This window comes from Amycolatopsis sp. WQ 127309 (genome assembly GCF_023023025.1).
In the GTDB taxonomy this organism is placed as follows: Bacteria; Actinomycetota; Actinomycetes; order Mycobacteriales; family Pseudonocardiaceae; genus Amycolatopsis.
The window spans coordinates 3,987,167-4,011,392 of sequence record NZ_CP095481.1; the positions used below are offsets into that span (position 1 = coordinate 3,987,167).

25 protein-coding genes and 2 pseudogenes are annotated in these 24,226 nt (G+C 67.0%); 12 read left to right on the plus strand and 15 right to left on the minus strand.

Features of this window, described 5'->3' with window-relative positions:
- Window positions 1–58 precede the first annotated feature (58 nt).
- The 6 genes and pseudogenes from MUY22_RS49755 to MUY22_RS18810 form a co-directional block, all read right to left on the minus strand.
- A pseudogene (locus MUY22_RS49755) lies at window positions 59–625 on the minus strand (aldo/keto reductase); the annotation flags it as partial.
- The gene (locus MUY22_RS18790; protein ID WP_247061295.1) at window positions 603–1,181 is read right to left on the minus strand and encodes an exonuclease domain-containing protein; all 579 of its coding nucleotides are present in this window, start codon (window positions 1,179–1,181) and stop codon (window positions 603–605) included. The pseudogene MUY22_RS49755 and the gene MUY22_RS18790, both read right to left, overlap by 23 nt.
- On the minus strand, window positions 1,178–2,326 hold the full coding sequence (locus tag MUY22_RS18795) for a radical SAM protein (RefSeq protein WP_247061297.1): 1,149 nt from the start codon (window positions 2,324–2,326) through the stop codon (window positions 1,178–1,180). The genes MUY22_RS18790 and MUY22_RS18795 overlap by 4 nt, the downstream gene beginning before the upstream one ends.
- 122 nt (window positions 2,327–2,448) lie before the next feature.
- A complete protein-coding gene (locus MUY22_RS18800) occupies window positions 2,449–3,318 on the minus strand; it encodes a helix-turn-helix transcriptional regulator (protein ID WP_247061299.1) in 870 nt (289 codons plus the stop codon).
- A complete protein-coding gene (locus MUY22_RS18805) occupies window positions 3,293–3,838 on the minus strand; it encodes a DUF6879 family protein (RefSeq protein WP_371827678.1) in 546 nt (181 codons plus the stop codon). Before MUY22_RS18805 ends, MUY22_RS18800 begins: the two co-directional genes overlap by 26 nt.
- On the minus strand, window positions 3,826–4,065 hold the full coding sequence (locus tag MUY22_RS18810) for a hypothetical protein (protein ID WP_247061303.1): 240 nt from the start codon (window positions 4,063–4,065) through the stop codon (window positions 3,826–3,828). Before MUY22_RS18810 ends, MUY22_RS18805 begins: the two co-directional genes overlap by 13 nt.
- Window positions 4,066–4,441: 376 nt before the next feature.
- On the opposite strand from MUY22_RS18810, the gene MUY22_RS18815 reads away from it, so the two are divergent.
- Together MUY22_RS18815 and MUY22_RS18820 are read left to right on the plus strand one after the other, a co-directional pair.
- Window positions 4,442–4,639 carry a hypothetical protein gene (locus MUY22_RS18815; RefSeq protein ID WP_247061305.1) on the plus strand — a complete coding sequence of 66 codons (198 nt, stop codon included), beginning with the start codon at window positions 4,442–4,444 and terminating at the stop codon, window positions 4,637–4,639.
- Between the two features lie 78 nt (window positions 4,640–4,717).
- Window positions 4,718–5,377, plus strand: coding sequence for a hypothetical protein (locus MUY22_RS18820; RefSeq protein WP_247061307.1), 660 nt, complete (start codon window positions 4,718–4,720; stop codon window positions 5,375–5,377).
- A gap of 46 nt (window positions 5,378–5,423) precedes the next feature.
- On the opposite strand, the gene MUY22_RS18825 is transcribed toward MUY22_RS18820, so the two are convergent.
- From MUY22_RS18825 to MUY22_RS18840, 4 genes are all read right to left on the minus strand, one after another.
- Window positions 5,424–6,185 carry a hypothetical protein gene (locus MUY22_RS18825; RefSeq protein WP_247061308.1) on the minus strand — a complete coding sequence of 254 codons (762 nt, stop codon included), beginning with the start codon at window positions 6,183–6,185 and terminating at the stop codon, window positions 5,424–5,426.
- A 134-nt stretch (window positions 6,186–6,319) separates the two neighbouring features.
- A complete protein-coding gene (locus tag MUY22_RS18830; protein WP_247061309.1) occupies window positions 6,320–6,859 on the minus strand; it encodes a hypothetical protein in 540 nt (179 codons plus the stop codon).
- 392 nt (window positions 6,860–7,251) lie between these two features.
- Window positions 7,252–7,779, minus strand: a complete 528-nt coding sequence (locus MUY22_RS18835; protein WP_247061310.1) for an ImmA/IrrE family metallo-endopeptidase — start codon at window positions 7,777–7,779, stop codon at window positions 7,252–7,254.
- A gap of 5 nt (window positions 7,780–7,784) precedes the next feature.
- Window positions 7,785–8,120, minus strand: coding sequence for a helix-turn-helix transcriptional regulator (locus tag MUY22_RS18840; protein ID WP_247061311.1), 336 nt, complete (start codon window positions 8,118–8,120; stop codon window positions 7,785–7,787).
- Between the two features lie 190 nt (window positions 8,121–8,310).
- Between MUY22_RS18840 and MUY22_RS18845 the strand changes: the two genes are divergently transcribed.
- Window positions 8,311–8,559, plus strand: a complete 249-nt coding sequence (locus MUY22_RS18845; RefSeq protein WP_247061312.1) for a DUF2188 domain-containing protein — start codon at window positions 8,311–8,313, stop codon at window positions 8,557–8,559.
- Between the two features lie 29 nt (window positions 8,560–8,588).
- The gene (locus tag MUY22_RS18850; protein WP_247061313.1) at window positions 8,589–8,861 is read left to right on the plus strand and encodes a hypothetical protein; all 273 of its coding nucleotides are present in this window, start codon (window positions 8,589–8,591) and stop codon (window positions 8,859–8,861) included.
- Between the two features lie 102 nt (window positions 8,862–8,963).
- On the opposite strand, the gene MUY22_RS18855 is transcribed toward MUY22_RS18850, so the two are convergent.
- Entirely contained in the window at window positions 8,964–9,215 is a 252-nt protein-coding gene (locus MUY22_RS18855; protein WP_247061314.1) for a resolvase, read from the minus strand.
- A 900-nt stretch (window positions 9,216–10,115) separates the two neighbouring features.
- Here MUY22_RS18855 and MUY22_RS18860 point away from each other — a divergent pair.
- Window positions 10,116–10,337: a hypothetical protein gene (locus tag MUY22_RS18860; RefSeq protein WP_247061315.1), complete on the plus strand. Its 222-nt coding sequence runs from the start codon at window positions 10,116–10,118 to the stop codon at window positions 10,335–10,337.
- 7 nt (window positions 10,338–10,344) lie between these two features.
- On the opposite strand, the gene MUY22_RS18865 is transcribed toward MUY22_RS18860, so the two are convergent.
- The 3 genes and pseudogenes from MUY22_RS18865 to MUY22_RS18875 all read right to left on the minus strand — a co-directional run bounded on the left by MUY22_RS18865 (window position 10,345) and on the right by MUY22_RS18875 (window position 13,836).
- Entirely contained in the window at window positions 10,345–11,637 is a 1,293-nt protein-coding gene (locus tag MUY22_RS18865) for a diguanylate cyclase (protein ID WP_247063992.1), read from the minus strand.
- Window positions 11,638–11,722: 85 nt separating this feature from the next.
- A pseudogene (locus tag MUY22_RS18870) lies at window positions 11,723–12,884 on the minus strand (MFS transporter).
- A gap of 169 nt (window positions 12,885–13,053) precedes the next feature.
- Window positions 13,054–13,836, minus strand: coding sequence for an IclR family transcriptional regulator (locus tag MUY22_RS18875; protein ID WP_247061317.1), 783 nt, complete (start codon window positions 13,834–13,836; stop codon window positions 13,054–13,056).
- 107 nt (window positions 13,837–13,943) lie between these two features.
- Here MUY22_RS18875 and hutH point away from each other — a divergent pair, with 107 nt between their 5' ends.
- From hutH to MUY22_RS18905, 6 genes are all read left to right on the plus strand, one after another.
- Entirely contained in the window at window positions 13,944–15,470 is a 1,527-nt protein-coding gene (gene hutH / locus MUY22_RS18880; protein WP_247061319.1) for a histidine ammonia-lyase, read from the plus strand.
- Between the two features lie 2 nt (window positions 15,471–15,472).
- The gene (gene hutU, locus MUY22_RS18885; protein ID WP_247061320.1) at window positions 15,473–17,125 is read left to right on the plus strand and encodes a urocanate hydratase; all 1,653 of its coding nucleotides are present in this window, start codon (window positions 15,473–15,475) and stop codon (window positions 17,123–17,125) included.
- The gene (locus MUY22_RS18890; protein ID WP_247061321.1) at window positions 17,122–18,318 is read left to right on the plus strand and encodes an allantoate amidohydrolase; all 1,197 of its coding nucleotides are present in this window, start codon (window positions 17,122–17,124) and stop codon (window positions 18,316–18,318) included. The genes hutU and MUY22_RS18890 overlap by 4 nt, the downstream gene beginning before the upstream one ends.
- Window positions 18,315–19,604, plus strand: a complete 1,290-nt coding sequence (locus MUY22_RS18895) for a formimidoylglutamate deiminase (protein ID WP_247061322.1) — start codon at window positions 18,315–18,317, stop codon at window positions 19,602–19,604. Before MUY22_RS18890 ends, MUY22_RS18895 begins: the two co-directional genes overlap by 4 nt.
- The gene (gene hutI / locus MUY22_RS18900; RefSeq protein ID WP_247061323.1) at window positions 19,592–20,737 is read left to right on the plus strand and encodes an imidazolonepropionase; all 1,146 of its coding nucleotides are present in this window, start codon (window positions 19,592–19,594) and stop codon (window positions 20,735–20,737) included. Before MUY22_RS18895 ends, hutI begins: the two co-directional genes overlap by 13 nt.
- A 108-nt stretch (window positions 20,738–20,845) precedes the next feature.
- Window positions 20,846–22,003: an NAD(P)/FAD-dependent oxidoreductase gene (locus tag MUY22_RS18905; protein ID WP_247061324.1), complete on the plus strand. Its 1,158-nt coding sequence runs from the start codon at window positions 20,846–20,848 to the stop codon at window positions 22,001–22,003.
- Window positions 22,004–22,010: 7 nt separating this feature from the next.
- Here the strand turns inward: MUY22_RS18905 and MUY22_RS18910 are convergent, their stop codons facing one another.
- On the minus strand, window positions 22,011–22,877 hold the full coding sequence (locus MUY22_RS18910) for a lipase family protein (RefSeq protein WP_247061325.1): 867 nt from the start codon (window positions 22,875–22,877) through the stop codon (window positions 22,011–22,013).
- 104 nt (window positions 22,878–22,981) lie between these two features.
- On the opposite strand from MUY22_RS18910, the gene MUY22_RS18915 reads away from it, so the two are divergent.
- Window positions 22,982–24,184 carry a CdaR family transcriptional regulator gene (locus MUY22_RS18915; protein WP_247061327.1) on the plus strand — a complete coding sequence of 401 codons (1,203 nt, stop codon included), beginning with the start codon at window positions 22,982–22,984 and terminating at the stop codon, window positions 24,182–24,184.
- Window positions 24,185–24,226 lie beyond the last annotated feature (42 nt).

Here is a 24,226-nt window from a genome sequence, read left to right on the forward strand (position 1 = left end):
CTGCCAGCCGACCTGATGCCAGCGGGGCGTACGGCACAAAGACGATGCTGGCGTTTTCGCAGTAGTGAAGAACCTCTTCGAACACCCGGTTCGACACGTTGTGCTTGTTCTGCACCGCCGTGACGTCGACCAGTTCGCTGGCCTTGCGGATCTGGCCAAGGTCCACCTTGGACAATCCGATGTGGTGGATCTTTCCTTCAGTCTGCATATCCCGCAGCACGCCGAGCTGGTCTTCCAAGGGAACGGTGGGGTCGATGCGGTGGAGGTAGTACAGGTCGATCCGTTCGACCTGAAGCCGCCTGAGACTCATCTCAACGCACTGGCGCAGGTACTCCGGCCGCCCGCACGGTGCCCACCGGTCGGGACCTTGGCGGGTGAGACCGCCCTTGGTGGCGATGACCAAGCCCTCGGGGTAGGGATGCAACGCCTTGCGGATGTACTTCTCCGCAGTGAACGGGCCGTAGGCGTCGGCGGTGTCGATGTGCGTCACGCCCGCGTCGACCGCATCCCGGAGTACCTGCATGGCCTGTTCCGGGTTATCCGGTGCGGCCCAATGGCCAGGGCCGGTGAGCTGCATGGAGCCGAAGCCGATGCGGTTCGAGCTAGAAAAGAGCTGGTTCGTCATCACGATCACCCCCTGTCGGCTGATCCCTGAGTTCTTCGAGGCTCCGCCGGCCTGCGAGATGAACGAACAGCCGTGCTGTCACGATGGCGTCGTACGTAGCGCGGTGCGGCCGGTCTTCACCGTCGAGGCCGTGATCAAGCTCGAACTCCTCGACGAGCGATCCGAGCTTGTACGTCTTCCTTCCGGGCAGCAGGCGCCGGGCGAGCTTGAGCGTGTCGAACACCTCGGGGCACTCCCAGTCACCGAGCTTGCGCTGAAGAACGCCGACATCGACGTGTGCGTTGTGCGCGATGAGTGCCGAGGCGTCCAACGCCTTCAGTACGTCCGCTTCGATGTAGGCGAACACTGGGGAGTCGGCCACCTGCTCGTTGGTGATTCCGTGAATCCTCTTGGCGAAATGTGTGATCGGCAGGTCCGGCTTGACCAGCCAGCTCTTCGGCTCTCCGATGACCCCGTCCACGATCGGCACCGCGGCCAGTTCCACGAGGTCGGGCGGCTGTTGGCCGTTGCCCTCGACGTCCACGACGACGTAGTTCAGAGAAGTCCAGTGAGTCATGCTGTCGCTTCCTTCCATCCGATGTCCGCGCGTCCATGACGGTTCGCGTGGTGCGGGTGGCGTTGGTCGTGCACCTGGAAGCCGAGCGCGTGCTGAAGGAAATACCGAGGCTGCTCGACGTCCAGGCCGCGCACGATGGCCGCCCGTTCGCTGATGTCTACGACCTGAATCTTGTCGGCTTCGGGCAACACGCGGGCCACTTGGTGTACGTCTTCAGCGGTCGGCACCTGGTGAGCGTTGGCGCAGAGTTCAAGCTGACTCAGCGGGCAGATGTCGCAGAGTTCCCGGATGCCGTAGTGGCCGTTGTAGTCCGGCAGGTTGTGCGCGTACGAGACGGCACAGGATGTCTTGCGGAACAGGGCAGTCGAGTTCGAGAAGGTGTCAAGCACGCGCTGTTCAAGCGTCTCGGGCACGATCTTCCGCCTGGCGGTGTCCTCGTAAGGCTCGGGGATGCCGTTGGCCTTGTAGTAGTCGGCAATCTCGCCCCGGTAGAACAAGCCGGTAAAGACGGTGGCGTCGGCGTGCTTGCTCAACTCGTGGGCAGCGGCCAGGTGCTCGTCCGTGTCGTTCAGACCCGGAACGAGCGGACGCCAGTAGAGGACTGTCCGGTACTTTCTGAGGAACGGCGCGCTCATGAGCTTCAGCGAGTCGGCCGCCACGTGCGACGGATACGGCTCGATCTTCTGATTGTCGATCCCGGAGTACGTGAACAGCAGCGTCACCTTGAGGTGCCGGAGCTGGTTCAGCCGGTCGATGTCGTACGGCTTGAGCTGGTGCCGGGTGATGACGAGGACGTGGTTGGTCAGCTCGCGGGCGTCCAGCTCCTCGAGCACAGTGAAGGTGTGTGGCCGCACCTTCGGCAAGAAGGGCTCGGTAGCCCGGTTGAACACCTGGATCGGCGTGACGTGCGGCTGGAAGTAGCGGTGGTTGACCAGCTCTTCGACGGCCTGGGCGTCGGACATGAGGGCAACGGGTTGGTTCTCGTCCCACAACCCGTACGTGTGCCGGATGCAGTAGGCACACCCGAGCGAACAGCCCTGGATGTGGTTCAAGCTCAGACCGCTCTTGCGGTACTCGACCACCTCTCGGGCACGCTCAGGCAGGCGGGTGATTTGGTCCTTGGTCAGCAGGGGTACCGGGATCATCAGGCGGCTCTTCTCCGAGGTCAGCGGGGTGGACGCTTCTGGAGAGTAAGCAGGCCGATACAGTGCCGCCAGAAATTTGCTCGGTTTTTCTCGAAAAATTTGCCTGGTCCGACCTGCGGAAATTAGGAGCCAGCGTCTTCGGCCTCGCCGGCCAGTTCGTGCATGACGCGGCTGATGATCGCCCGTGCCTCGCTGCCGTAGCTGGCGACGGCTGCCAAGTGCTCGAAGATGCCCGAGTACAGCTCGATCTCCTGCGGCTGGCGAAGGTTGATCTCCGCCGAGTACGACTCGAACTGCACAAGGTGGTCGTCGTAGACCCAGAAGCCGTGTCGGGGATCGGTGACGTACTGGGTCTTGAAGTCGATGATCCCGAGCTTGACGTTACGCATCGAGGTCATGGCCATCAGCCGGTCAAGCTGGCCAATCATGATGTCCCGCGAGACCAGCCGGTAGCGCAGTGCGGCTTCAGTGATGACGAAGTGGAAGCGCTTTTCGGGCCGATACAGCATCTCCTGGCGCTGCATCCGCACCTTCACCGCTTCGTTAATGTCGTTAGGCACCCTGTGCACCATGACAACCTGAGCGAAGCGAGCACGGGCATACTCGGGCGTCTGGGTAAGTCCGGGAATGACCGTGTTCTCGAATCCGCGGTAGAACTTGGTCCTTTCGTCCAGCTGCGACAGCGTGAGCTGGTGGGACTTCATGCCTGCCTTAAGTACTCGCTGCCACTCGGCGTGTTGAAGCTCAAGGTTATGGAGAGCGGCGAGAAGGCTTGAAGTCTGATCTTCTGATTTTGTGGCTCTCGTCCAGTCCCTGATGTCGTCATCGGTCGGCGACTGCTTGCCGTTCTCGATCTTCGAGATTTTGGAGCCTACCCATGACAAAGACTCCGCGAGCTCTTTACCGGATAGCTTGGCGGCTATCCGAAGCTCGCGGAGTCGTTTGCCCAGCGCGTTGCGTGCTTCGTCAACGCCGGTCGTCCCGTTGCTCATGCTTGGCGACAAACTCATCTCGGTCGATGGCGTGGTGCTGAGCGGCATCACGCCAGTAGTTGTGCTGGACGATCTCGGCAGGGTCTTCGATGACCTCCCCGCCGAGGAACTGGTCGTCGTCGGTGAAGCGCATCTTGAGCAGCTTGCGGGAGTCGAACAGCCAGTAGTCGTAATCCGGCAGGCTGGCTGCCTGCTCGCGGGTGATGTAGCGGATGTCGTCACCCGCTTCGCGGGTGTAGCCGGCGACCCACATGGCGAAGCGGGTGTAGTCGGTAAGCGGGAAGCTCACCACCCGCACACGGGAGAACTGGCGCCCTTCGGCCGTTGCTTGACGAACCATGTTCGACCAGCTCTCGTGGTACGACACGTCCGGCTCTCCGGTGAGGAACTTCCGGAGCGGCTCAGCCTCACGAGGGATGTTGTACTGATCGCGCGTCTCCAGCCGGTAGGCCGTGTGCTCGAAGGTCTCGAAGAGCTTGGCGAACTCCGGGCCCGGCTCGATGAAGGTCAGTTGTCCGATCCCTTCTCCTGCGCGTAGCGGCGAGCGTAGAACTTCAGGACCTCTTCGGGAATCTCGATCAGGGTCTCGTGGTCGGGCACGGGGCCGACATCCGCGAGCACCTGCGGGTCGGTCACCTTCCAGCCCTGGGCGATGTAGGTCACCCGGTCAGTCCGGTCGGTGGCGAACAGCGTGGGGGATGCACCCTCGGTGGACTCGGGGTCTTTGCCAAGAAACTCGGCGCGCACAGGGCCTCCTAGCTCGAAGTTCGAGAAAACTGCTCGTCCATCGTGACGCAGGGTGGTGCGTCCGTCAACAGAGACGGCGAGGGGGTTGGTGATTACTGCTCTGACGTGCGGAAACGGCGATTGAATGATTGGTTGGACGTGTCTGGCTCGCGCTATACGTCGTCAGCGTGGCGTTCGCGCACTGCTTGCTCGCACCTTCGTTGTGGTGCCTGGGCAACATGGGTTTGAGTCCGCCAAAACCGACTTCTCCAGCCTTTAAGTTATTGACTCTATGTCAAAAAGTATGTAAAGATAATCATATGAATGCAAGCCGTTCTCCTGTGACAGGGTGAACCCGATGCCTACGGCCTAGGTTTCTCCGGTAGAGGAGAACGTCGTGCGTTTACGAGACTGGCCCGTGTTACTTGCGATTTTCGTTTCGGCTGGTTGCCTGGTGATGGCACTCAAGCTGGCCGACAAACCGGTTGATGAGAGTCTGGTTTTCCTGATCATTTCTTTCTGGGTATTGCTCCTTACGTGCGCCGTTGCACTTGCACGGTTGGCGATCGCGAAGGGCAAGGATCGGGAAGGCTGAGCGCACCCGCCGGGTGCTACGGCTCCCGGCGGTCTTAGCTTCTACCCAGTAGTGATTGTCGTGTGGCATACTCGCGTGATGACCGGCGCCACCAGGCTTGACCTCATTATTGTGATCTTAGGGTTTATCCTCGGCGGCTTTATCAACTGGCTCGCGAAGCCGGCCAAGCTGACTAACAAGGTCTTGATCGTACTGATATGCGTTACATTATCGGTTGTTGCCGTGCTCACGGTCTTGAAGGACGAACCTTCGACTGGCGAGCAAAATGTCGCGCTTGTCGAATGCCCTCGCCTCTTTGACGAGGCTCACGAACTACTCATACATCAGTCTCAACTTGCGGCGCCGCCCGTCGCGGGCTCCGCCTTTACGTCGAGTCAAGAGCTGGCGGGAAGGGTTGACTTAACGGTCAGCTGGGTTAATCCGACCCCGCTAACGCAAGCTGCCATCGCGATAGAGGGAGTGTATGGCACGAATGAGAGCGGGGATGACTACATCGATCACCGGCAGCCGGCCGCTGCTCCTGGACAATGCTGGAATTGGTACCACTTCGCAACGCGTGATGATGCTCAGCCTGCAAAAGTGCATTTTCGCGTAAGTGCACTGTGGCCAGGGCAAACGTACTGCTTCTACACCTCGTTCCGCATTGACACCGGCTACTCTAAGCCGACTGATATACGCTGCGAGAAAGCTTCATGGAAACCGGAGTGGGGCAAGCCGGCTGCGGTGCCGGGTCGATGAGGAGTTTTAGCCTGAAAATTGCTTCTCAGGGCTCCGCTGCCGCTGTTCACTCGACATCATCCAATGATGCTTCGGTGAAACCGCTACAGGGTTCTAGGCACTTCATGCACTGAAGAACCTTCCCCTTGGGATTCCGACCCAGCTTTTCTATAAGGAGGTCAGTTGCGATCTCGACTGCTTCAAGACGTGCGAGCGGATCCCTGGGACGTGGCGTGATCGTCACCTCTCTTAGTGTGGGTTCAGATAGAACCGGTTGCGCGTAAGTGGCCACGGCACTGCCTGGTTCGTGCAGGCATTCAGTGCTTCCGCAAGCAGTACATTTGTTCTCGGCGTTTTTTGCGGCTATAACTGTATAGGTTCTGCCGAGTAAATGCTCGCATTCGTCAATGTCCTCATGGCATATGGAGCATAGAACGTCGTGACTCATTCCAACCGAGAAGCCGAAGCGGCGATGTGCAAGGCTCACTGTGCATTTATCCCAATATGCGCCTTCCTCGTCAGCCTCAAGTTGGCACCCGAACATTCCGCCGACATACGCCCCAATCTCATGAAGCAGATCATGTGCGACGCGACAGAGGGAATCATCTTCGAGGAGATTGACTGCATTAACGGACACTTCTAAGGCTTGTCGTGCGAGTTGTTCCGCCAAATCTCGATCGCTATCCTCGACAGAGACTGTATCTCGAAAACGCTGGTAGCTAGTTTGCAGTCGATCTGTTCTTGTTTGAATATCGCCGCCTGACGAGGCGAATTCAATGTACCTGGAGGGAAGACTAAGAAGGCCCCGAGGTGCACGCGTGGTGATCACTCGAAGCGACTGTCCGTAGAGTCTTCGGGCCCTTTTGAGTGCGAGACTCCCCTCTTGGGCTAGAAACAAACGCCTTAGCTCGCCACCGGCGGGTGGGAATGGCACGCCGGTGGTTAGTATTCTTGCAGAGAATCTCATGCTGTTTCCCCTTGATCGTCAATCACCTGGTTTGACCCAACCGACTGGCCTGGTTTGCCCAGTGCTTGCGCGAGAATATTAGCAACGGTATCATCACCTTCGGTGAAATATCCGACTGGTATTTCTAGTGTGACGCCACTTGCTTCTCGGGTTGTCTCGGTTACTTTCAGTTCGGCGATTGAGATCCGAACTCTGTCCTTGCTGCGGTTTAGGGGAAAGCCCGCCAATACTGATACTATGCGCACGCGCGTGGCAATCACGGTCATCTTGAGGTAGTCGGTAGAAAGGTTGCCAACTACGCCAAGTAGGATTTGAGCGATTACTTCACCTGCGCTGTATTCGCTCAGGTACCGGTTTTTGTCTTTATCTGTCGCCATTGAGAGGTTGACGCCCTCTGCGCGGACAGACTTGACAAACCCTGCGTCTTGGTCGAGATATAGGGCTACGTTATTAGCTTCCACTTTCGTTGGCAACAAGAGAATGTTGTCGCTCATCAGTCGTGAATGCGGAATTAAGCTGATCACGCTGTCGGGCACTTGCCACTGCTTGACGTTTACGTCAAGCTTCGGATCTCTCGTCATGGTCCCCGCCTTCGCTCGCTCTGATCTTCCCGTGCATGACACCTTGTCGTGCTCGTAACTCAGCTGCGCTCGATTATCACGTGGCGCGGCTGATCGGTCGGTATTGTATGGCGAGCTGCTTCAACTACTCACACGGCAGGCACGTGGGCCTGGTGACAGGCGCCAGAGTGCTACCAACGCAACAAGCGCCGAGGCTACTGCAACATTAGCCCTATCAGAAAACTACCCATGTAATTTCCTTGCGTCTAAGTTGGTGCTGCCTACCAGGAAGGCTGCCATCCGCGAGTGATGGTCCCTGGTAGATAGCTAGGTTACCTGGCGGGTGCTCATATGAGAGACCTTAAAGCTTAGCCGCTAAAGATACCCAGGTTGATCAACCTGAAGCGTATGGCTTCGGTGCTCACATCAAACTCTTTTGCAAGACTTAGGGTCAATTGGTCGCGATCAACAACGCCGAGCAGTTGTTCGCGGTCTGCTGACGCTTGGACCCAGTTCTTAGGCATGAGTAGGCCGGCTGCGAAGGAGTTTGCCTCAATCTCCTCGATGTCAGTCGCGGCGCTGGAGAGGTCATCCCGCTTGTTAATCCTGATCGTGTGATCCACAATCAGCGGGCGACCGTCGTGTAACTGCCAATGCCCAAGTTCATGCGCGATTGAAAACCGTTGCCTTCGGCGAGTTTGACGACTGTTGACTCCAATGATCGTCCTCCTTCCGTCTCTTACAAGGAAGGCTGACTCGGAGCCGCTGGAGGGTGCACGCACGACTTGGATTCCCAGCCAGGCGGCAATCTCCTCTACGGGAACGGGGGGTGATGTCGTTCCATATTGCTCAAGAAACCGCTCAGCTTCTACAACTGCACGCGGGCGCCTATACATCTCTGTTATGCACTTCCAGCGCGTCGGACGACCGCGCTAAGGAAGTCCGCGGTCGTGGCGGGTTGCTTGTCGATGTCAGCGATCGCGACAAGGCTGTTCTGGTCGAAGTCAGGCGTATAAACAAGGTGGTCGATTGGCACCCTTAAGACGGTTGCCGCCTGTACAAGCCCGTGAAGTTGGAGACGCTGACGCCCTGCTTCGATATTGGCGACTGACGATCTCGTGAGCCCGAGCGCCTTCGCGAGATCGGTTTGCGTAACCTTTGCGCGGGTTCGGATCTCTTTAATCTTGTTGCCCACGACGGAGTAAAACTCGTTCGTCTGGGCTTCTGACCATTCCATGCCTTGCCTCCCTTCTTGTGTAGCACATACTGGCATGTTTGTCCTGCAAACTCTAGGTCTGGCGGAGTGGCGCGCCGTACTGGCTTGCGCGGACAGTGTGACCCGAGGTAGGTTGATCGCCAACGGGCAGATGCCCAGACAGTTTGTCTGAGTCAACATGCGTGGCTTGGACCTGCATAAGGAGTGTAGCTTGACGGGCGAGAACGATCGGGACGTTGTCCCGAACAAGCAGCGCGGGGGCTGGGACGTGAAGGCGCCAGGTGCCTCGCGAGCGAGCAGCCACCACGGTACCCAGGCTGACGCGATCGACCGCGGCCGACAGGTCGTCCACAACGCTGGAGGTGGCGAGCTCCGCATCCACGGCGCCAACGGGAAGATCCGGGACTCCGACACGATCGCGCCGGGCAACGACCCGAACCCGCCGAAAGACCGCAAGTAGTCGCGGTCTCGGCAGACTGGAGAACTCAAGTGAATACGCTGTTGGTGGCCTATGACCTGAATCGCCCGGGCCAGAACTACGAGGAGCTGATCAAGTTTCTCAAGGCTGAAGGCACCTGGTGGCACTGCCTGGACTCCACGTGGATGGTCAGGACTTCCAAGTCCACAGCTCAGTTGCGGGATGAGATCAAGCGTCTCGTAGATGCGAACGACGAGGTGCTCGTTATGAACGTGACGGGTGACGGGTGGGCAAGTTTCGGACTGTCCGCTGAAGCTACCGACTGGCTTCAGAAGAACCTGTAGGGGCCTGAAAGGGTAAAGCACCGCGCCGTTGCTGCCGGCGCGGTGCTTGTCTCTGTAAGACTAGTGAGACTAGGAAGTGGCCGATACGGCCGATCGTATGGTTCAGTCCAACGTGTCCGAGTCCCTGGTGTGAAGTGCGAGCTTCCGCACTCCGCGCCTCCGTAGTGCTCGCTTGATCGTGTTGACGTGCACGTCGTAGCGCCTCGCAAGCTCCTTGGCTGTCTCACCAGACCTGTAGGCGGCGACGACCTCGCCGACTTGGTTGTCGGTCAAGGCGGTGCGGACGTAGCCAGGTGAGGCTGTCCTGCCCTCGATCGTCGTGACCTTCTCGTGACCGTCTTCGGCGGGTTCCATGACCCGCCGCAAGACGCTGACCAGCGGTCCCAGGAGGTCAGGGCGGTTCGAATAACGCCGGAGAAGCTCCACCTTCGAGAAGGCTCTCGCTCCTTCGGAGCTTGGGCCTTCTCTTCGGTTTCGTCCATTGTCTCTGGGGGTCGGACCCCCAGACCCCCGCCAAGGGGCTCCGCCCCTTGCCCCTGCCGCCGCGGCTCAGTCGGGTGTGTTGGTGCGCTGTCTGGTGGTCTCGGGAGTCTTGGACGTTCCGTCTGGCTGTGCTGGGCGTCTTGGATCTCCCGTCTGGTTTCGCTGGGTGTCTTGGTGCTCCCGTCTGGTCTCGCTGGGAGTCTTGGTGCTCCCGTCTGGCTTCGCTGGGAGGTCTGGGACATCTGTTTAGCTGCTGGGATTCTTGGAACGCCCGTTGGCAGTCGATAGATGAATACCCGCAGGTCGAGGCTGATCTGGTTGGCCGGCTAGGCCGACGCCTCGGCTTCGTAGTCGTCTCGAACATGTCGTCGGTTCGGCCGCGTTGGCGGTCTTGGGGCACCCGTCGGCTGCGGTAGGGGTCTTGGAGCGTCGGCCTGGCCTCGCTGGGTTTGCGGGTGTCCCGGCCGGTTGTGTTGGGCGGCCGGTCTTGTCTCGTCGACTTGGCTGCTCGTTGTGCTTTCTGGCGTGCTGGGCGTGTGGTGGTTGCGCTGGGTGTGTGGGTGTTTGCGGCTGGTTCTGGTGGGGGTGTGGGGGGCCGTTCTTGTGGGTGTACCGGGGCTCAGGTTGTCGTGTTGGAGCGTTCACTGTGGGTGCTGTGGGGGACCTCCTTGTGGGTGATTTCACTCGGGGTGTCATGCTGTGGGTCGACGAATGGTCGTGGGTTCCGGTCGAGTCTCGGCCGGGGATGCCCGTGCCGGAAGTAGGTGCCAGATGACCTGGGCCCGATCCAATGGCAGCTCCACCGCCAACGACGAAGACAGCCGGATGGGTGTTATCCGGGCTGAAGAAGCCGAACGGCTTGCCGAGCAGAACGACAAAGCCGTCATCACCGTTGCCGGGCACTCCTCGGACGTCACCGAGTGTGCCGAACTGCTCGCCATGTTGGGGCTTGATGCCTCTTCCGGGCGGCGTCGATTCGTCCGCGCCTCATAATTTCCCGCTAGACCAGGTCCGCTACGTGGACCACCTTGTTCCTGCCCGTGGCTTTCGCGTGGTAGAGAGCGGTGTCCGCGGCGTCCAGTAGTCGTTGTAACGCCGTTCCCGCTGTGGGGTACGCGGCTATGCCTATCGATACCGACAGGCCCGTGACCCGCAGCTTGCCCACCGGGACTGTCAGTGCGCTGATCGCGCGGCGGATTCGCTCGGCCACCGCGCTGATGTCCGGGTGGGCTATCCCGGGCAGCAGCACGACGAACTCCTCGCCGCCGAAGCGGCCCACCGCGTCGCCGCGGCCGCGGACCGCCGCGATGATCGCCTCGGCCACCGCTTTGAGCACCGCGTCACCGGCCAGGTGGCCGTATGTGTCGTTGACCTGCTTGAAATGGTCCAGGTCCAGCATCAACAGCCCGAACGTGCCACGCTGGCGGGCCGCGCCGGCCAGCGTGCGCTCGGCCTGGGCGTGCCAGCCGCTCGTGTTGTACAGGCCCGTCTTGTCGTCCCGGTGGGCCGCCACCTCCAGCTGTCTCACCAGGACGGTGCGGTGCAGCAACAGCAGCGGGGGCAGGACCAGGACCACCAGGCCCGGCAGCATCGCGATCGCCACCGCGTTCAACGCGCCCAGGCACAGCGTGGCCACCTCCAGGCCGTTGTCGGCCCACGTGCCGAACAGCGCCTCCGAGGTCCGGCCGATCTCCCGGCGCGCGGGCAGCACCAGCAGCGCGTTGACCACGAAGAACGTCGCGCCGGCTCCTGCTACCGCGAAGGTGCCCGGCCACGGGTGGCTCATCGCCGAGCGGACGTCGTCGAGGCCGGCCAGGCGGAGCACACCCTGGGCCGCGTAGCAGGACAGCAGGATGATCGCCGCGTTGCTGATCGTCCGGGAGGCCGGGACGCGCTGCAGGCGGTACCAGCTGCGCAGCGCCAGGTGCAGGTACAAGCCGCCGACCAGCACCGCGAGCAGCAGCGGCGGCAACAGCAGCACTCCGGCGAACGTCCAGACCGACGTCATGTTGATGTGCGGCGTGCCCGAGACGCGGCGGCGGATGCGCTCGACCCGGCGGCCCGTCTCCGACTGCAGGACGCCGAGCGCCAGCAGGACCCCGAGGATCGCCAGCGTCCGGCGATCGACTTCGATGGGCGACGGCTTCAGCGTCAGCACCACCGCCAGCACCTCGCTGACCAGGCAGTACGTGACCACGCGCGGGCCTTGCCGCCACAGCGCCCAGCGCCGTGGCGAGACGAAGACGTCACGAAAGCGTGGTACAACGCGCGATGCTCCATCGCCGTTCCGCATACTCATGGTGTCCGCCCGGTGACGCAGGCGGCACGGGTCGAGCCGGCGAAAGGAGGCGCGCCATGTGCGGTCGCGACAACTGATGTCATCGCTCTCCCTTCGGGTCCAGCAGTCTGACCCGGCGCCACGCTCGCGCGATCGGCACGGCCACGGCGGCCCCCGCCGCGCCGGCCACCGCGATGGTGTGCGCCGGGCTCAGCACGTCGGCCAGCACACCGGCGGCCGCCGCGCCCATCCCTTGCACGGTGATCAGGCCCGCGGAGTTCACGCCGGCGCACTGCGCGCGGTGCTCGTCCGGCACCCGCCGCATGAACGAGACCGTGCCCTGGATGTTGTAGCCGGTCGCCAGTAGCCCGGACGCGGCCAGCAGCACCACCGCCGGCACGAGCCCCGGCCGGACGACGAACACGATCAGCGGCAGCCCGGCCGCGACGCCCAGCCAGCCGAGCACGCGTACCTGCGTCGCTTCCGGGATCCACTTGCCGAAGACGAACCCGCCGAGCACGCTGCCCGCCGGGTCCGCAGCCATGATCAGCCCGACCAGCGTCGCGCCCGCGCCGATACCCGCCGCGTACGGCGCGGCCAGCGCCTCCGGGACGATGTAGAAGCCGGCCAGCCAGTTGAGCGCGACCAGCGTCCGCAACGCCGGATCGCGCCAGATCAGCCGGCCGTCGTCGCACGCCGGACGCCAGCAGCGCGGCCGACAGCAGGAAGGTCACGGCGTCCAGGGCCAGGGCGGCCGTCGGGGCGAGGGCCGCGATCAGCAGCCCGCCGCCGGCGAACCCGGCCAGCTGGGCGCCCTGGATCGTCACGTTTCGCAGGGCCATCCCGACGAGGTAGCGCTCGCCTTCGAGGACCGAGGGCAGCAGCGCCTGCTGCGCCGCCTTGAACGGCCCGCCGAGCGCGGTCATCACCGCGACCAGCACGCACAGCACCCACAGCGGGACGCCGGGGATCGCGATGACGGCGACCAGCGCGGCCCGGGCCAGGTCGGACGCGATCATCACGTCCCGGCGCGGCCACCGGTCGCCCGCGCCGGCCAGCAGCACGCCACCGAGCAGCGACGGGACGTAGGTGAGCGCGTAGGTCAGGCCGGTCAGCGCGGCCGAGTCGGTCCGCTGGAACACCAGGACGGCGAGTGCGACGCGGGCGAGCTGGTCGCCGCAGATGGACAGCAGCTCGGCGGCCCACATCGCCCGGAACTCGGCGACGGCCAGGACCGCGCCGAAGCCCACCCGGGTCACCATCGGTGCCCCGGCTGCCACGATGCCACGCCGTCGTCCATCGCCGGTTCCCCTCGTGCCCCCACGACCGGTGTCCTCTTGCGCAACCACGGTAATCACCGAGCGGAGCGGAATCGAGGCGTTCGGTGACAGTTGCCCCGATCGCACCAGCCGGGACGCCGCCGGGTGGAGGTCAGCCCGGGTGGCCGCCGATGCGGGTGGTCAGTTCGGCTGCTGTTGCCGCTACCTCCGCCGCCAGTTCCGGCCACGTCTCTTCGCACGGCTCTGTCGTGCAGTGGTGGCGCAACGTCACGCTGATCGCGGCCAGGGGGCGGGCGCCGTGGTCGAAGACCGGGCTGGCCACCGAGGCGAAACCCGCCGTGACGTGGCCGTCTTCGATCGACCAGCCCAGGCGGCGTTCCGCGGTGAGCGTGCGGCGCAGGTCGGCCAGGGTGGCCGGGCCGCGGCCGGTGCGGCGGACGAACGTCGAGGCCGACGGGAACAGTGCGCGGACGTGCGGGGCGGGCAGGTGCCGGAGGATCGCGCGGCCGGACGCCGTCAGCTGGGCCGGCAGGCGGACGCCGACCTCCGTCACCAGCGTCTCCGGCCGGGCCGGGCGCTCCTTGATCAGGTACAGCGACTCGTTGCCGTGCAGGACGCCGAGGTGCGCGGTGTGCCCGGCGCGGTCGACGAGCTTGCGCAGCAACGGCCCGGCCAGCCGTTCCAGGGGGTCGTGGCGCAGGTACGCCGAGCCCAGCTCGAACGCCGCGATGCCCAGGCCGTAGCGGCGTTCCGCGGGCAGGTGCACGACAAAACCGGCGGTCTCCAGCTCGTTGAGCAGGTGGTAGGTCGTCGAGCGGGGGAGGCCGGCCTCGCGGGCGATCGCCGACGCCGTGACCGGGCCGGGGCGCGTCGCCAGCAGCCGCAGCACCGCCAGCCCGCGCCGCAGCGCCGGGACCTCGCTGCTCTCGCCCACCGCTCACCTCCCCGTTCGGGACCAGCGTAACTCTGATGTCTGGGATCCCAGACGGAACCACTCCGTGGGGCATCCCACCAGCGGGAAAGACGCTGTCCAATGGGCCCATGCCGGAAAAAGTGCTCCTGGGTGCGGAACCCATGACCGCCGCCCAGGTCGTCGACGTCGTCCGCGGCCACGCGCCGGTCGGGCTCACGGACGCGGCCGAGAAGAACCTCGCCGCGACCCGCCAGCACATCGAGGGCCTCGCCCACGCCGTCACGCCCACCTACGGCGTCTCTACCGGCTTCGGCGCGCTGGCCACCCGCCACATCCCCGTCGAGAGCCGGACCGCGCTGCAGCGCAGCCTGATCCGCTCGCACGCCGCCGGCGCCGGGCCGGCCGTCGAGACCGAGGTCGTCCGCGGGCTGATGCTGCTGCGGCTGCGGACCCTCGCCAGCGGTTACACCGGCGTCCGCCCGGGCACCGCGCAAACGCTTGCGGCCCTGCTCAACGCCGGGATCACGCCGATCGTCCACGAGTACGGTTCCCTCGGCTGCTCCGGCGACCTCGCGCCCTTGGCCGCCGTCGCGCTGGCGCTGATGGGGGAGGGTGACGTCGAGTACCGCGGTGCGGTCGTGCCGGCCGGCGAAGCGCTCAAGCACGCCGGGATCGAGCCGGTCGTGCTCGCCGAGAAGGAGGGCCTGGCCCTCACCAACGGCACCGACGGCATGCTCGGCATGCTCCTGCTCGCCGCCGCCGACCTGCACCGGCTCTTCGACATCGCCGACCTCACCGCCGCGATGAGCGTCGAGGCGCTGCTGGGCACCGACCGCGCGTTCGCCGCCGAACTGCAGTCGCTGCGCCCGCACCCCGGCCAGGCGAAATCCGCCGCGCGGATGTGGACGGCGCTGCAGGGCTCCAAGATCGTCGAGAGCCACCGCGGCCCGGACTGCAACCGCGTCCAGGACGCCTATTCGCTGCGCTGCGCCCCGCAGGTCCACGGCGCCGCGCGCGACAGCCTCACGCACGCCGAGCTCGTCGCCGAGCGGGAGCTGGCGTCCGCTGTGGACAATCCCGTCGTGCTGGCCGACGGCCGCGTCGAGTCCAACGGCAACTTCCACGGCGCGCCCGTCGCGTACGTGCTGGACTTCCTCGCCATCCCCATCGCCGACCTGGCCAGCATCGCCGAGCGCCGCACCGACCGGATGCTCGACAAGGCCCGCTCGCACGGCCTGCCGCCGTTCCTCGCGTACGACCCCGGCGTCGACTCCGGGCACATGATCGCCCAGTACACGCAGGCCGCGATCGTCAGCGAGCTCAAGCGGCTCGCCGTCCCGGCGTCGGTCGACTCGATCCCGAGCAGTGCCATGCAGGAGGACCACGTCTCCATGGGCTGGTCGGCCGCGCGGAAGCTGCGCAAGGCCGTCGACGGCCTGACGACCGTGCTCGCCATCGAGCTGCTGACGGCCGCCCGGGCGCTCGACTTCCGGGCGCCGCTCGAGCCGTCGCCGGTCACCGGCCGCGTCCGGGACCTGCTCCGCACCAAGGTCGAGGGCCCCGGCCCCGACCGGCACCTGGCGCCCGAGATCGCGGCCGCCGAAGAACTCGTCCGCTCCGGCGCCGTCCTCGACGCCGCTCGTCTGGAGGTCTGAGCATGTCCCGTGTCGTCCGTGCCGCCCGCGGCACCCAGCTGACCGCGAAGTCGTGGCAGACCGAAGCCGCGCTGCGGATGTTCCACAACAACCTCGACCCCGACGTCGCCGAGCGGCCCGAGGACCTGGTCGTCTACGGCGGCACCGGCAAGGCCGCCCGCAACTGGGCCAGCTTCGACGCGATCACCCGCGAACTGACCACTTTGGACGTCGACGAGACGCTCCTGGTGCAGTCCGGCAAGCCGGTCGGCGTGTTCCGCACGCACGAGTGGGCGCCGCGCGTGCTCATCGCGAACTCGAACCTCGTCGGCGACTGGGCCACCTGGCCCGAGTTCCGCCGCCTCGAACAGCAGGGCCTCACGATGTACGGCCAGATGACGGCCGGCTCGTGGATCTACATCGGCACCCAGGGCATCCTCCAGGGCACCTACGAGACGTTCGCCGCCGTCGCGAAGAAGAAGTTCGGCGGGTCCCTGAAGGGCACGCTCACCGTGACCGCCGGCCTCGGCGGCATGGGTGGCGCGCAGCCCCTCGCCGTGACCATGAACGACGGCGTCGCGCTGGTCATCGAGTGCGACCCGCAGCGCGCGCACCGCCGCGTCGAGACGCGCTACCTGGACGAGGTCGCCGACGACCTCGACGACGCGATTTCCCGTGTCACCAAAGCGAGGCGGGAGAAGCGGCCGCTGTCGGTGGGTGTCGTCGGCAACGCCGCCGAGGTGCTGCCGGAGCTGCTGCGCCGCGGCGTCGAGGTGGACATCGTCACCGACCAGACGTCCGCGCACGACCCGCTGTCGTACCTGCCCAAGGGCGTCGACGTGGCCGACTGGCACGACTACGCGGCCAAGAAGCCCGACGAGTTCACCGACCGCGCGCGCGAGTCGATGGCCGAGCACGTCGAGGCCATGCTGGGCTTCCTCGACAAGGGCGTGGAGGTCTTCGACTACGGCAACTCCCTGCGCGGGGAAGCGAAGCTCGGCGGCTGCGAGCGCGCGTTCGACTTCCCCGGTTTCGTGCCTGCCTACATCCGCCCGCTGTTCTGCGAGGGCAACGGCCCGTTCCGCTGGGCGGCCCTGTCCGGTGACCCCGAGGACATCGCGGCGACCGACCGCGCGATGCTGGAACTGTTCCCGGAGAACGAATCCCTGGCCCGCTGGATCAAGCTGGCCGGCGAGCGCGTGGCGTTCCAGGGCCTGCCGGCGCGCATCTGCTGGCTCGGGTACGGCGAGCGGCACCTGGCCGGCCTGCGGTTCAACGAGATGGTCGCCAGCGGCGAGCTGAAGGCCCCGGTCGTCATCGGCCGTGACCACCTCGACTCCGGCAGCGTCGCCTCGCCGTACCGCGAGACCGAGGGCATGGCCGACGGCTCCGACGCGATCGCCGACTGGCCGTTGCTGAACGCGCTGGTCAACACGTCGTCCGGCGCCAGCTGGGTGTCGATCCACCACGGCGGCGGCGTCGGCATGGGCCGCTCGATCCACGCGGGCCAGGTCAGCGTGGCCGACGGGACGGCCCTGGCCGCGCAGAAGCTCGAGCGCGTGCTCACCAACGACCCGGGAATGGGCGTCATCCGGCACGTCGACGCCGGTTACGATCGCGCGGCCGACGTCGCCGACGAGCGGGGCGTGCGGGTGCCGATGCAGGGGGATGCGTGACCGCTTCCGGGATGCTGGGAGAGATCGACGACGTCGGGCGCGACCCGAAGCGGGGCGGTTACTCCCGCCACGCCTTCGACGCGCCGGAGCACGACCTGCGTGAGTGGTTCGTCGACCGCGCGCTCGGGCTCGAGCTGGACGTCGAGACCGACCGCAACGGCAACATCTGGGCCTGGTGGGGGCCGCCGGGACGCAACGCCGTCGTCACCGGCAGCCACCTCGACTCGGTGCCCGGCGGCGGCGCGTTCGACGGCCCGCTCGGCGTCGCGAGCGCCCTCTCCGCCGTGGAAACCCTGCGGGCCAAGGGGTTCCGGCCGCGCAAGCCGCTCGCGGTCGTCGTGTTCACCGAGGAGGAGGGCGGCCGGTTCGGCGTCCCGTGCCTCGGCTCGCGGCTGCTCACCGGCACCATCGACGCCGACAAGGCACGTGGCTTGCGGGACGCCGACGGCGTCACGTTCGCCGAGGCGGCCAAGAAGGCCGGGATCGACCCGGCGCGGATGGGACCGGACGAAGAGCGGCTCGACCGGATCGGGCGGTTCCTCGAACTGCACGTCGAGCAGGGACGCGGGCTGATCGACCTCGGCGCGCCGGTGGCCGTCGGCAGCACCGTGATCGCGCACGGCCGGTGGCGGTTTTCCTTCGAGGGACAGGGAAACCACGCCGGGGCAACGTTGCTGGCCGACCGCGCGGACCCGATGCTGCCCGCCGCCGCGACGGTCACCGCCGTCCGCCGGCTCGCTTCGGGCGTGCCGGACGCGCGCGCGACCGTCGGCCGGCTCGTGCCGACGCCCGGCGGCACCAACGTCATCGCGTCCACAGTGGACCTGTGGCTCGACGCGCGGGTGCCCGGCGAGGGCACCCCGGGGCTGGTCGCCGAGATCAGCCGCGCCGCGTCGGCCGCGGCGGCGGAAGAGGGCTGCCAGGTCCGGGTGACGCGCGAGTCGTACTCCGGCGACGTCGTGTTCGACGACGCGCTGCGCCGGGACCTCGGCGGCTGGCTGGGCGGCGTGCCGGAGCTGCCGACCGGCGCCGGTCACGACGCGGCGATCCTCGCCGGGTTCGTCCCGGCCGGGATGCTCTACGTGCGCAACCCGACCGGCATCAGCCACTCGCCGGAGGAGTTCGCCGAGGCCGCCGACGTCGAGGCGGGCGCGCAGGCGCTGGCCACCGCGCTGGAGCAGCTGACGCGATGACGTACTGGTGCGAGCAGGCTTGGCTGCCCGGCGGGATCGCGCGCGGGGTGCGGATCGACGTGTCGGGGCAAGAGATCACCTCGGTGACGCCGGACTCGCCGCGCACTGGGACCGTCCTGAATGGACTCACGTTGCCCGGGTTCGCGAACGGGCACTCGCACGCGTTCCACCGGGCGCTGCGCGGGCGGACGCACCACGAGCGCGGCACCTTCTGGACGTGGCGTGCGCGGATGTACACGCTCGCGTCGCGGCTCGATCCGGACTCGTACCACCGGCTGGCCCGCGGGGTCTACGCCGAGATGGTCCTGGGTGGCTACACGAGCGTCGGCGAGTTCCACTACCTGCACCACGCGCCCGGTGGCACGCCGTACGCGACGCCGAACGCCATGGGGGAGGCGCTGCGGGAAGCCGCGCGGGACGCCGGGATCCGGCTGACCCTGCTCGACACGTGCTACCTCGCCGGAGGCATCGGCGTCGCGCCGGACGAGGTCCAGCAGCGGTTCTCCGACGGCTCGGCTTCGGCTTGGGCTACGCGAGTGGGGGAGCTGAAAGAGGACGACCTGTTCCGCGTCGGCGCGGCCATTCATTCCGTGCGCGCGGTTCCGGCCGACCAATTGTCGCTTGTGGACAGTGCTCGCGTGGTCCACATCCACCTCTCCGAGCAGCGCGCCGAGAACGAGCAGTGCCTGGCCGCCTACGGCCGTACGCCGACGGAACTCCTCGACGACCACGGCGTGCTGACCGATCGCCTGGTCGCCGTGCACGCCACGCACCTGACGACGTCCGACATCGACCGGCTCGGCGCCGCCCGTGCCGGGGCGTGCTTCTGCCCGACCACCGAACGCGACCTCGGCGACGGCATCGGCCCGGCCCGCGCGCTGCGGGACGCGGGCGTGCGGCTGAGCGTCGGCAGTGACAGCAACGCCGTCGTCGATGCCTTCGAGGAGACCCGCGCGCTCGAGCTCGACGACCGGCTGGCTTCCGAGGAACGCGGCCGGTTCACCGCCGAGGAACTCTTGGCGGCGGGAACTGACCACAAGACCGTCGGCTGGCCCGAGGTCGGGCGCCTCGAAGAAGGCGCGGGTGCGGACTTCGTGACGGTCGCGCTGGACTCCGTGCGGACGGCCGGGATCGAGCCGTCCGGCGTGGTGTTCGCCGCGTCCGGCGCCGACGTCCGGCACGTCGTCGTCGCGGGCCGCGACGTCGTCCGCGACGGGGCGCACCAGCTGATCGAACGACCGGAAACCGTTCTGGCGAAGGAGATCGAGGCACTGTGGCTGTCGTGATCACGGGGATCGGCGAGCTGACGACCAACGACCCCGAGCTGGGTCGCCTCACCGACGCGGCCCTGGTGCTCGACGGCACGAAGGTGGCCTGGGTGGGCCCGAGCGCGCAGGCGCCGGACGCCGACGAGCACGTCGACGTCGAGGGCCGCGCGGTGCTGCCGGGCTGGGTCGACAGCCACACGCACCTCGTCTTCGCCGGCGACCGCACGGCCGAGTTCGAGGCGCGGATGGCCGGAAAGCCGTACACCGCGGGCGGAATCGCGATCACCGTCGGCGCGACGCGGGAGGCGTCCGACGAGCAGCTGGCCGCGAACCTGCGCCGGCACGTCGACGAAGCGGCCCGGCAGGGGACGACCTGCCTGGAGACCAAGACCGGGTACGGACTGACCGTCGCGGACGAGGCACGCAGCGCCCGGATCGCCGGGGAGGTCGCCGACGAGGTGACGTTCCTCGGCGCGCACCTGGTCCCGCCGGGCGCCGACGCTGAGTCCTATGTGGACCTCGTGTGCGGCGAGATGCTCGACGCCGTCGCGGAAAGCGTGCGCTGGGCGGACGTCTTCTGCGAGACGGGCGCCTTCGACGAAGCCCAGTCGGCCCGCGTCCTCAAGGCCGCCGCGGAACGCGGGCTGGGCCTGCGGGTGCACGGCAACCAGCTCGGGGAGGGCCCCGGCGTCCGGCTGGCGGTCGAGCTGGGCGCGGCGAGCGTCGACCACTGCACGTACTTGAGCGACGCCGACGTCGAGGCGCTGGCCGCGTCCGAAACCGTGGCGACGCTGCTGCCCGCCTGCGACCTGTCGACCCGGCAGTCGCTCGCTCCGGCGCGACGGCTGCTCGACGCGGGCGCGACCGTCGCGCTGGCCAGCAACGCCAACCCGGGCAGCTCGTACACGACGTCGATGGCCTTCTGCGTGGCGACGGCGGTGCTGCAGATGCGCATGACGGTCGAAGAGGCCGTCTGGGCCGCGACGGCGGGTGGCGCGCGGGCGTTGCGCCGCGACGACGTCGGCGTGCTGCGGCCCGGCGCGCGGGCCGACGTCCACGTGCTCGACGCGCCGTCCGTCACACATTTGGCCTACCGCCCCGGAGTTCCGCTCACGAAAGTGGTGTGGCGCGCCGGAGATCTCGTGCGCTAACGTGGATCGCAGAGGACGCGCGAACGCACGGTCCGGTATGGGTTAGTCCGGGCAATGCCTTCCCGCTTACCCGTGCGTCCCTTCATCGCCAGCGACGAAGGGACAAGTGTGTCTGTCATCATCATCGGTGCCGGGATGGGTGGCCTGAGCCTCGCCCAGGGCCTGCGCCGTGCCGGGATCGCCTGCCAGGTCTACGAACGCGACGCCGCGCCCGGCGCGCGCGTGCAGGGGTACCGGCTGCACATCGACCACGTCGGCGACTCGGCGTTGCGTGAAGTCCTGGCCCCTGAGCTGCACGAACTCTTCCGGGCGACGGCCGGCCGGGCGCTGCCCGCCACGCAGATCTACGACGAGCGGCTGCGGCGCGTCGACGAGCTGGTCCTCAACGAAACCGGGCCGCACCTCAACATCAACCGCTTCACCGTGCGCCAGATCCTGCTGCACGGCCTGGATGTGCGCTACGACAAGCGGTTCACGCACTACACGGCCGACGCCGGCGGGGTGACCGCGCACTTCGCCGACGGCACCTCCGCGCGCGGAGACCTGCTGGTCGGCGCGGACGGCGTCAACTCTCCGGTGCGGCGCCAGTACTTGCCGCACGCCGAGGTCGTCGACACCGGGCTTCTCCAGCTGTACGGCCGGATTCCGCTCACCGCGCACACGAGGAAGCTGTTCGACCCCGAGATGTTCGCGGTGTTCTCGATGGTCATCGCCCCCGACCGGACGATGGTCGGGTTCGCGCCGGTCGACTACCCGGAGCCCGTCGCCGAGGCGGCCGCGCGGCTCGTGCCGGGGCTCGAGCTGCGGGACCACGAGCCGTACATGACGTGCGCGGTCGGGGCGCGTCGTGAGGTCGTCGGGCTGAACGACGCCGAGCTGGCCGCGTTGACGCCGGCGGAGCTGCAGGAGCTGGCTTTGGGGCTGGTGAAGGACTTCGCGCCGCGGGCCCGCGCGATGGTCGAGCACTGGGACGACACCGCGACGTTCCCGCAGCCGATCCGCACGAGCGTGCCGATCGAGCCGTGGTCACCGTCGCGGGTGACCCTCGTCGGCGACGCGATCCACGCGATGAGCCCCGCGGCCGGCGCGGGCGCCAACACCGCCTTGCGTGACGGTGCGGCGCTGGCGTCCGCGCTGGCCGGGGCTCCGCTGCTCGACGCCGTGGCGGCGTACGAGTCCGCGATGGTGGACTACGGTTTCGCGGCCGTCCGGGAGTCCGCGGCGAACGGCCGGCGGTTCATGGGCCAGAACCCGCTCCCGGTCTGACGTCGGGTCACAGCGGCAGGATGAACGGCGTGCAGCGCGGCTGGTAGCGGGAGTCCAGCGCGTGCAGGATCAGGCCGGTGACGTTCGGGTCGACGGCCTGGCCGAGGTGTCCGGAGAAGTCGGTGCGGCAGAAGTCCTGCAACACGATGTCCGTCGCGCCCGGCTCGTTGAGGATTCCGCTGGTGTAGGGCGTGACGACCTCGTCGTAGCGGCTCACGATGCTCGTGTACGTAGGCCCGGCAACGTGCACGCCGCCGCGGGCGAGGTCGTCCAGGAACGCCGTGGGTGCCAGGTACTCGGTGCACGAGCCGCACGCCGTCGTCAGGATCCCCCGCAGACCGGGAACCGTGGCGAGGAGCCCTTTCGCGAGCGCGTCCAGGCCGCCGAGCGTGGTGCCGCGGTAGTTCGCGCCGAAGCCGACGAAGTGCGCGACCTTCGCGGCACCACCGCCGAACTTGAGGTAGTACGCGGGCATCGTGCTGCCCTCGGAGTGCCCGACGATGTCGACCTTCGCCGCGCCGGTCGTGCTCCGGACGCGGTCGACGAACCGGCCCAGCTCGGCGGCGCTGTCCCGCATGGACGCGAGGCCGCCGACGAGCGGGCCGAGCACGCCGGTGCCGTAGGTCAGGGAGTAGACGCAGTAACCCTGCGCGGCGATCTTCGGCGCGTGGAAGAACCAGTTGACCGTGTCGTTCGCACCGAGGCCGTGCACGAGCACGACGGGCTGGGGGTGCTGCGCGGAGGGCTGGCACGACCAGTTGTTCCAGCCGCTGCTCGGCGCCGCTTCGGCGACCGCCGGAGCCGCGACGCCGAGTGTGACCGCCGCGACGAGCGCGGTCAGGATTCGCTTGACACCGCCGTTGGTGACCCGCATTTCCGTTGCCTCCAGTTACCCGTCAGTAAGTGATACCTGTCATGATGTGGCACAACGGGTCGTCCGCGACATGGGACGACGCTCAGAGTTGGGCGGGGCCGGTTGTGACGGATGACAAAGCGTTCCGGGTCGGCGGTCAGAACCTGGCCGACCGGCTGACCGGCGCGCTGCCGGCGCTGACCCGCGCGGTGATCGAGGAGCTGGTCGCCCGGCTCACGGCGTACCGGCTGATGCCCGGCGAAGAACTGGCCGGCGACATCAGCCGGGTGATCGAGCAGAACCTGCGCTCGTTCGTCGGCGTGCTCCGGTCGAAGACGCTGCCGACGGCGGCCGAGGTCGCGTTCCTGCGCGAGTCGGCGGCCCGGCGCGCGGAGGAGGGCATCCCGATCGAGGTGGTCCTGACCGCGTACCACGTCGGCTTCCAGGTCACCTGGGACACGACGACCGCCGACGCGCGGCCCGGGGACCTCGCCGACGTCATGGCGGTCAACGCGCTCCTGCTGCGCTACCTCGAGCTGATCACCCCGGCCGTGGCGGCGGGTTACCTCGCCCAGCAGCAGTCCATCTCCGGCGACGAGTACTCGGCGCGGCAAAGCCTGCTGGCCGCGTTGCTCGGCGGGGAGCCCGCGCAGGCCGCGGCCGACCAGGCCGGGCTGCGGCTGCCGCCGTCCTACCTGGTCGTGGCGTTTGGCTTCGGCGCGCACCCGGACGAGACGTCAGCGGACGTCGACCCGCTGGTCGCGGCCCGCCGGAAGCTGCGGCGGCTGCGCGCCGAGCTGGAGCGGCAGGTGCGCGAGCCGATGCTGACGTCGTTGACCACGGACGGCGGGCTGGCGCTGCTGCCCGAGCGCGACCGGCCGTGGCTGGACGGCGTGGTCCGGGAGATGGCCCGCGCGGCGGCCGTCCCGGTGACGGCGGGCGTGGTCGTCACCGAGCCCGACGGCGTCGCCGCGGCCGCCCCCTGCGCCCGCCGGATCCTCGCGGTGGCCCGGACCTTCGGCCGCCCGCCGGGTGTCTACCGGCTGGACGACGTCGTGCTGGAGTACCAGCTGTCCTGCCCCAGCGAGGCCCGCGACCGGCTCGCCGAGATGCTGGAACCGTTGGCGGACAAGGCGGATCTCCTCGACACGCTGCGGGCGTACCTGCGCCTCGGCGACCGCCGGACGACCGCGGCACAGCTGCACGTCCACCCGAACACCGTCGACTACCGGCTGCGTCGGGTCCAGGCGCTGACCGGCCTGGACCCGACGTCGACGGCGGACGTCACGCTGCTCGGCGCGGCCGTGGTGGCCCGCGCGGCGGACTAGCGCATGCCTTGATCAACAGTTGAGGTCGCGTGTTGGCCATTC

What these genes read in the sequence shown, in the direction of transcription:
- MUY22_RS18790 (WP_247061295.1), bottom strand. Translation starts at nt 1,181, where the DNA reads ATGACTCACTGGACTTCTCTGAACTACGTCGTCGTGGACGTCGAGGGC.
- MUY22_RS18795 (WP_247061297.1), bottom strand. Translation starts at nt 2,326, where the DNA reads ATGATCCCGGTACCCCTGCTGACCAAGGACCAAATCACCCGCCTGCCT.
- MUY22_RS18800 (WP_247061299.1), bottom strand. Translation starts at nt 3,318, where the DNA reads ATGAGCAACGGGACGACCGGCGTTGACGAAGCACGCAACGCGCTGGGC.
- MUY22_RS18820 (WP_247061307.1), top strand. Translation starts at nt 4,718, where the DNA reads ATGACCGGCGCCACCAGGCTTGACCTCATTATTGTGATCTTAGGGTTT.
- MUY22_RS18835 (WP_247061310.1), bottom strand. Translation starts at nt 7,779, where the DNA reads ATGTATAGGCGCCCGCGTGCAGTTGTAGAAGCTGAGCGGTTTCTTGAG.
- MUY22_RS18840 (WP_247061311.1), bottom strand. Translation starts at nt 8,120, where the DNA reads ATGGAATGGTCAGAAGCCCAGACGAACGAGTTTTACTCCGTCGTGGGC.
- MUY22_RS18855 (WP_247061314.1), bottom strand. Translation starts at nt 9,215, where the DNA reads ATGGAACCCGCCGAAGACGGTCACGAGAAGGTCACGACGATCGAGGGC.
- MUY22_RS18860 (WP_247061315.1), top strand. Translation starts at nt 10,116, where the DNA reads ATGACCTGGGCCCGATCCAATGGCAGCTCCACCGCCAACGACGAAGAC.
- MUY22_RS18865 (WP_247063992.1), bottom strand. Translation starts at nt 11,637, where the DNA reads ATGCGGAACGGCGATGGAGCATCGCGCGTTGTACCACGCTTTCGTGAC.
- hutH (WP_247061319.1), top strand. Translation starts at nt 13,944, where the DNA reads ATGCCGGAAAAAGTGCTCCTGGGTGCGGAACCCATGACCGCCGCCCAG.
- hutU (WP_247061320.1), top strand. Translation starts at nt 15,473, where the DNA reads ATGTCCCGTGTCGTCCGTGCCGCCCGCGGCACCCAGCTGACCGCGAAG.
- MUY22_RS18895 (WP_247061322.1), top strand. Translation starts at nt 18,315, where the DNA reads ATGACGTACTGGTGCGAGCAGGCTTGGCTGCCCGGCGGGATCGCGCGC.
- MUY22_RS18910 (WP_247061325.1), bottom strand. Translation starts at nt 22,877, where the DNA reads ATGCGGGTCACCAACGGCGGTGTCAAGCGAATCCTGACCGCGCTCGTC.